At 51.2% G+C, this 6126-nt stretch carries 8 protein-coding genes; 2 read left to right on the forward strand and 6 right to left on the reverse strand.

Features of this window, described 5'->3' with window-relative positions:
• From ABYT30_RS14150 to ABYT30_RS14160, 3 genes are all read right to left on the reverse strand, one after another.
• Positions 1 to 396, reverse strand: a 396-nt coding sequence (locus ABYT30_RS14150) for a DUF4382 domain-containing protein (protein ID WP_373097134.1), incomplete at its 3' end; no start/stop codon positions are given.
• A gap of 135 nt (positions 397 to 531) precedes the next feature.
• Positions 532 to 1380, reverse strand: coding sequence for an S-formylglutathione hydrolase (gene fghA / locus ABYT30_RS14155; protein ID WP_373079749.1), 849 nt, complete (start codon positions 1378 to 1380; stop codon positions 532 to 534).
• A 47-nt stretch (positions 1381 to 1427) separates the two neighbouring features.
• Positions 1428 to 2552, reverse strand: coding sequence for an S-(hydroxymethyl)glutathione dehydrogenase/class III alcohol dehydrogenase (locus tag ABYT30_RS14160; protein WP_373079751.1), 1125 nt, complete (start codon positions 2550 to 2552; stop codon positions 1428 to 1430).
• 116 nt (positions 2553 to 2668) lie between these two features.
• Between ABYT30_RS14160 and ABYT30_RS14165 the strand changes: the two genes are divergently transcribed.
• Positions 2669 to 3553, forward strand: a complete 885-nt coding sequence (locus tag ABYT30_RS14165) for a LysR substrate-binding domain-containing protein (RefSeq protein WP_373079752.1) — start codon at positions 2669 to 2671, stop codon at positions 3551 to 3553.
• 103 nt (positions 3554 to 3656) lie between these two features.
• Complete coding sequence (locus ABYT30_RS14170; RefSeq protein ID WP_373079754.1) at positions 3657 to 4001, forward strand: hypothetical protein; 345 nt, start codon at positions 3657 to 3659, stop codon at positions 3999 to 4001.
• 32 nt (positions 4002 to 4033) lie between these two features.
• Here the strand turns inward: ABYT30_RS14170 and ABYT30_RS14175 are convergent, their stop codons facing one another.
• The 3 genes from ABYT30_RS14175 to ABYT30_RS14185 form a co-directional block, all read right to left on the reverse strand.
• Positions 4034 to 4417 (reverse strand): nuclear transport factor 2 family protein, encoded by a 384-nt coding sequence (locus tag ABYT30_RS14175; protein WP_373079756.1) that lies wholly within the window; start codon positions 4415 to 4417, stop codon positions 4034 to 4036.
• Positions 4418 to 4505: 88 nt separating this feature from the next.
• On the reverse strand, positions 4506 to 5384 hold the full coding sequence (locus tag ABYT30_RS14180) for an SDR family NAD(P)-dependent oxidoreductase (protein WP_373097136.1): 879 nt from the start codon (positions 5382 to 5384) through the stop codon (positions 4506 to 4508).
• A 205-nt stretch (positions 5385 to 5589) separates the two neighbouring features.
• Positions 5590 to 6081, reverse strand: a complete 492-nt coding sequence (locus ABYT30_RS14185; RefSeq protein ID WP_373097137.1) for an aminoacyl-tRNA deacylase — start codon at positions 6079 to 6081, stop codon at positions 5590 to 5592.
• Positions 6082 to 6126 lie beyond the last annotated feature (45 nt).

The raw sequence follows: 6126 nt of genomic DNA on the forward strand, positions 1-6126 counted from the left end.
GGCTTCATTGCCGAGCTTTGGAAGTACGGTTGAGTCAGGGAAACCGCCGGTGACAAAAATGCGCAGCCATTGGTAGTCGCCGGCAGGTACTACGGCATCGGAAATGATGGGGCTGGCGGCATTGCCGGTGAGTTCGAGTAAGTTCGGAATCACTACCGGCTCGTCAAAGGTAAGGCTGACCACGTCGCCACTGGCAGGTTTTAGGTCGATACGACTAAAGGTGATTTTTACGGCATCGATATCATCGACTGGGGCGTCGGTGACTGAAAACGAGGCGGTAGACGCTTTGGCTGAACTGCCCCCTCCGCCGGAGCCGCCGCAGGCGGTTAATAAAGTAAGGCCAAGCCCTGTGATTATTGAATAGCCGGCGATCCGGCTTAATTTAGTATTCATCATGTATTGCTCCGAGCGATGTTTAGCGAGTAACAGGGGTTTTATGTTGCTTAAAAAGCCCGACGTTCGCTGCGAATGGTATTCTTTGACCGAATTAATTCGACCCTCCGGCGCTAATTTAGTTCCTTTTACTCTAGCTTAGTTGCCTGCTAAAGCCAGGTGCTCAGCATGAAAGCGCAGGTGAGATTCGATAAAACTGGCGATAAAATAATAGCTGTGGTCGTAGCCATCGTGATAGTTCAGCTGCAATGGATACCCCTTTGCCTGAGCTGCCGCGGCCAACAAGTTGGGTTTGAGTTGCTCGTTGAGAAACTGGTCGTCATTGCCCTGATCAATAAGTGCGGGTGTGAAATGACTCGCTTTGGCTATGAGTTCACGGCTGTCGTATTCCTTCCATGTGACTTTGTCGCTCCCTAAATAGGCGTTAAAGGCCTTTTGCCCCCACGGGCAGTTAATGGGGTTACTGATCGGGCTAAAAGCGGACACGGATGTGTAGCGCTGGGGGTTTTTTAATGCAATCGTCAATGCGCCGTGGCCGCCCATGGAGTGGCCGGAGATAGCGCGTTGATCGGATATCGGGAAATGCTGCTCAATGAGTTCGGGTAGCTCTTTAACAATGTAATCGTACATATGGAAATGCCGGTTCCAGGGCGCTTGAGTGGCATTTACGTAAAAACCTGCGCCTTTGCCGAGGTCGTAACTGTCATCGTCAGCTACGTCTTCGCCGCGAGGGCTGGTGTCAGGGGCGATGATGGCAATGCCTAATTCAGCGGCGACACGCTGGGCACCACTTTTTTGCATAAAATTCTCATCAGTGCAGGTCAGGCCCGATAACCAATAAAGTGCGGGCACTTTTACACCGGTGTTAATTTGCGGCGGTAAAAAAATAGCAAAGCGCATCTCGCAGTTTAGGGTGTTTGAATAATGGCGATATTGTTTATGCCAGCCATTAAAAACTTTGTTGTTGCTGATGTTTTCAATTGTCATGGTAAATCGCACGACCTCGCAGTCGTGCGCCTTTTAGTTGTGCGGGTTTAATAATGAATAACTGAGCGAATACTTTTGCCTTGGTGCATTAGCTCAAAGGCTTCGTTAATGTCTTCGAGTGGCATGGTATGAGTGATGAAGTCGCTGAGTTTAAATTCGCCGGCCAAATAACGCTCAACATAATCGGGGAGTTCCGAGCGGCCGCGCACGCCACCAAAGGCGGAACCGCGCCAGACTCGACCGGTTACCAGTTGGAAGGGGCGGGTTGATATCTCCTGCCCAGCACCGGCCACGCCAATAATAACTGACTCGCCCCAGCCTTTGTGGCAGCACTCTAAGGCCGATCGCATAATATTGACGTTGCCAATGCACTCAAAGGAATAGTCGACGCCGCCGTCGGTCATCTCCACAATCACTTCTTGAATAGGTTTGTCGAAATTTTTAGGATTGATACAATCCGTGGCGCCGAGTTTTCTCGCTAGCTCAAATTTGCTCTCATTGATATCGATGGCAATGATGCGGCTCGCCTTGGCCATTACCGCGCCGATAACGGCGGAAAGGCCAATGCCGCCCAGTCCGAAAATGGCAACGGTGTCGCCTTCTTGTACCTTGGCGGTATTCATCACCGCGCCCATGCCGGTGGTGACGCCACAGCCGAGTAAGCAGACTTCTTCAAGCGGTGCGGTGGGGTTAACTTTTGCTAGAGAAATTTCGGGCAATACCGTGTATTCCGAAAAAGTAGAGCAGCCCATGTAATGGTAAATTGGCTGACCGTCTTTGTAGAACCGCGTTGTGCCATCAGGCATCAGGCCCTTGCCCTGGGTTTCGCGGATTTTCTGGCAGAGATTGGTCTTGCCTGACTTGCAGAATTTGCACTCGCCGCATTCTGGTGTGTAGAGCGGAATGACATGGTCGCCGACTTTGACACTGGTTACGCCTTCACCGATCTGCTCAACGATGCCGCCGCCTTCATGGCCGAGAATGGCCGGGAATATCCCTTCGGGATCATCGCCGGATAAGGTGAATGCGTCGGTATGGCAGACGCCGGTGGCGACAATCTTGATTAACACTTCGCCTGCTTTGGGCAGCATGACATCCACTTCTTCAATTTGTAGCGGCTGGCCCGGGCCCCAAGCAACGGCGGCCTTGGATTTAATGAATTGCTCAGACATGGTGATTTCTCTCAGTAGCGTAAAAGTGGGTGATCAGTTTCGTGGCCTCATTGTAATTGTTTCTATATACGTGATAATTGCCATTATTTGTAAAACACTTTTACGAGATGGTAATAATGAGTCAGTGGCAGGGTGTGGCCGAGTTTGTTGCGGTGGCTGAGATGGGCAGCTTTACCGCTGCAGCGGGGCGCTTGGCGGTTTCAGTGGCGCAGGTTAGCCGGCAGATAAGTGCATTAGAGGATCGCCTAGGGGCTAAATTATTTTTTCGCAGCACGCGGAAAGTGGTGATGACCGAAAATGGCGGCGTTTATTATCAGCATTGCCGAAGTTTGATGGACGGCCTCGATGAGGCTGAACGGGCAATTTCCGATTTGCAGACGACACCGCGGGGTAGGATTAAAATGACCGCGCCAACCACCTTTGGCGAAGAAAGTGTCATGCCCTTGGTGAATGACTTTTTGTTGCTCTACCCTGAGCTGGAACTGCACTGCGAGTTAAGCAATCAACTCGACGACCTTGTTACCCAAGGCTATGACGTGGCGATTCGGATTGGCAAGTTAAGCGACTCGGCGATGGTGGCGAAAAAGCTGGCTTCACGAACGCGCTTTGTTTGTGCGGCGCCGGAGTATTTAGACCGCTACGGTACCCCTCACTCTTTGGCTGAGCTGGAGCAACATAATTGTTTGGTGGGCGCGTCTGATTTCTGGCGCTTTGAGGAGGCGGGCAAGTCACGCAATGTCAGAGTGTCTGGTCGAATTCACTGCAATAGTGGCTATGCCTTGGTGGATGCGGCATTGAAGGGGCTTGGTGTTATTCAGCTTCCTGATTATTACGTGCAGCCTTATACGAACGACGGCCGCCTAATTAGCCTGCTTGAGCACTACCGTGAGCCCGAAGAAGGCATATGGGCCCTATTCCCTCATAATCGCCATTTGTCGCCAAAAATTAAATTGCTCGTGGAATTTCTCGCCAGTAAATTAGCCCCGCAACCCGCTATGTAATTACGATTGGCGACGTGCGCTCTGTATCACTTTTTTGCGTAGTTTTGTGTTATTTTATTCACATCGAAAACATTTTGCGTAATAGCTCATATCGGAGATGGTGATGTTAGACCTACGTCTAGGCGGCAAGGTAAAGGGGATTTATGCAGGCGCCGTTTTTTTGGGCTGCTTGACTGCTAGTGCGACTGTTTCCGCGCAAACTGTACCGGTTGTTGGCGGTGTTTTGGCGAGCAGCAGCGAGCTCCTTGATGTGGGCTTGGTGGTTGGCGGCGATATGTTAAATGGCAGTCTACTTGATGACACCCTGAGCCTTCCCAGTGCCGGTCTCGTCTTAGGTGGTAGTTTGATTGATGTGGTGGTGCCGGTGCTGTCCTTGGATTTACTGGGTAGCCTGCCATCTACTGGCAGTGTACTGGAGCTGGTTGACGTACCGACATCACCGTTGTAGTTTTGATGAAAAGCGCCTTTGAACCGCTCTGATCAAAGGCTTTCTAGCATTGCTCGCATTTTATCTTTTATTAAGTTTATTGCCTTGTACGGCCTGAGCATAACCTTGAAATCGTCGATTTTACCGCTGTCGTCCCAGTGAATCATATCAACGCCGTTGACCGTGATCCCGTCGACCTCGACCATAAACTCTAAGACCGCATTTTGGCCATCCACGACTTCGCGAACATAGTGAAAACTGTCATTAGCCAATACATGGAACGCCGCGCTTAAATACATCTTTGTTAGGTCTTTTCCAATCTGCGGGCTATGCACCACTGGAGAGTGGAATACCGCAGTGTCGGCGAGCAAGGTGTCTAGTGCGGAAGCGTCTTTAGCGCTAATGGCGTGGTGCCATGCGGCGAGGGCTGTGGTCATTATGGCGTTCCAACTTGATAGTTAACGACGCACTAAAATACAGTAATGAAATTCGGTGGGCAATGCACACTGATTACCCACCGTGGTCTTAGCCGTGCAAACCATCCTCTATTGGGCACTCGCCACGGGCGAGTTTTTGGGCGCGGGCCACCAAGGTCGCTTCCATGGTTTCGCGGCCGATCATAATGACGAAATCTTCTTTGCGAATACCGTCAAGAGCAAAAGTCGCAAGTTCATCTAAATCCTGAACGGGCAAATCAACGCCGATTTCTTTCATGCCGGTCATGAATTCGTCAAAGGTCATTTCACCGCCAGCGGGCGCTGGTTTTTCTCTTGCTAGCTCGGCGGGGCGATTGCGGCGCGTGGTCCAAATTCCCGTTGGCAAAATGCCGCCAGACGGGTAGAAGATACAGGCCCGCAGCTTGGTTTCTTGGCCGACGAGCTGGGCGTTTAGGCATTCGGTCATAATGGATACACCCGCTTTGCTGGAGGCGTATACGGACTGCCCTGCCAGTGGGGATATCCCGCCGTCGCCAGAGGAGGTGTTCATAATGAGTCCGGGTTCGCCGGATTCAATCATTCTTGGGACAAACGCTTGAATGCCATGAGCGACGCCGCGTAAATTTACGCCCAATACCCAGGCCCAGTCATTGGGGGTTGTGTCCCAAACATTGCAGTTTGAAACGCTGACCCCAGCATTGTTACAAAGTATATGACAGGCGCCAAACTCGGCAAACACGGCGTCAGCTAAGGCAGTGACCGATTCCGCTTTCGACACGTCGGTCACAATAGCGCGTACCACACCGCCATTGGCGCTGAGTTCAGTGGCGGTTTTGTCTAAGGCATTTTTTTCAACATCCGACAGCACCAACTTGGCGCCAGCGGCGAGAAAGGCTTTGGCAAGTGCTTTACCTATGCCACTGGCTGCGCCAGTAACGACCACGATTTTGTTGGTGAAATCCTGCATTTTCGCTCCCCATTCTGATTTTTATCTTGGTTTAAGCTCGGTTTTGGCCTAACGGCCTCGTCTTAGTGTAACAACGATGTAACCATAATATAAATTTACACTATAGTGTAGTTTTTTCAAGAGGCTTTTAAGGGCTGTGTTTTTCTAAACAAGTGGGGGGAGGAGCCGCCGAGCGGCTCCAGGGGCGGTAGACAAGGCTTTTGGCTTAATGAACCATTGAGCCAATATGATCGTCTTGGGGGCGGCTCATGTGTAGATGATCTTGTCCGCTCATTAGCTCCAGAAATGCGCCGTGCTGAAGGTGAATTAAGTGCTCGTGGTCGCCGCTTTCGAGGTAAATGTCTTTCGCTCGGTTAAATTCCACTTCCCAGCTGACGGGCATGCCATAGACCTGGCCCAAGGCCGGTACAGCACCTATTTCACAGTCGTCGAAAAGCCTCGCAATTTCATGCTCGGTTGCCAATCTGTAGCGACCGTTCATATGGGCATTTACGCGATCAAGCATGAGTCGATGGTTCGCCGGAATCACGCACATGCGGTAGCGATCACCATCGTGTAATATCACCGCCTTGGCAATTTGCGAGGGCGGTAGTTTGGCCATTCGCGCGCTTTGCATGCTGTTACGGCTATGGGCGTGGCTGACAAGATCAAAGTTAACGCCCACTTTATTTAGGTGGGCGGCAATTCGGGGAGACATACTCACGGTTTTACCCTCCGGCGTTTACGAGTAAACGCGTTCATA

Origin of the sequence: Zhongshania sp. (genome assembly GCF_041623545.1) — a bacterium.
GTDB lineage: Bacteria > Pseudomonadota > Gammaproteobacteria > Pseudomonadales > Spongiibacteraceae > Spongiibacter.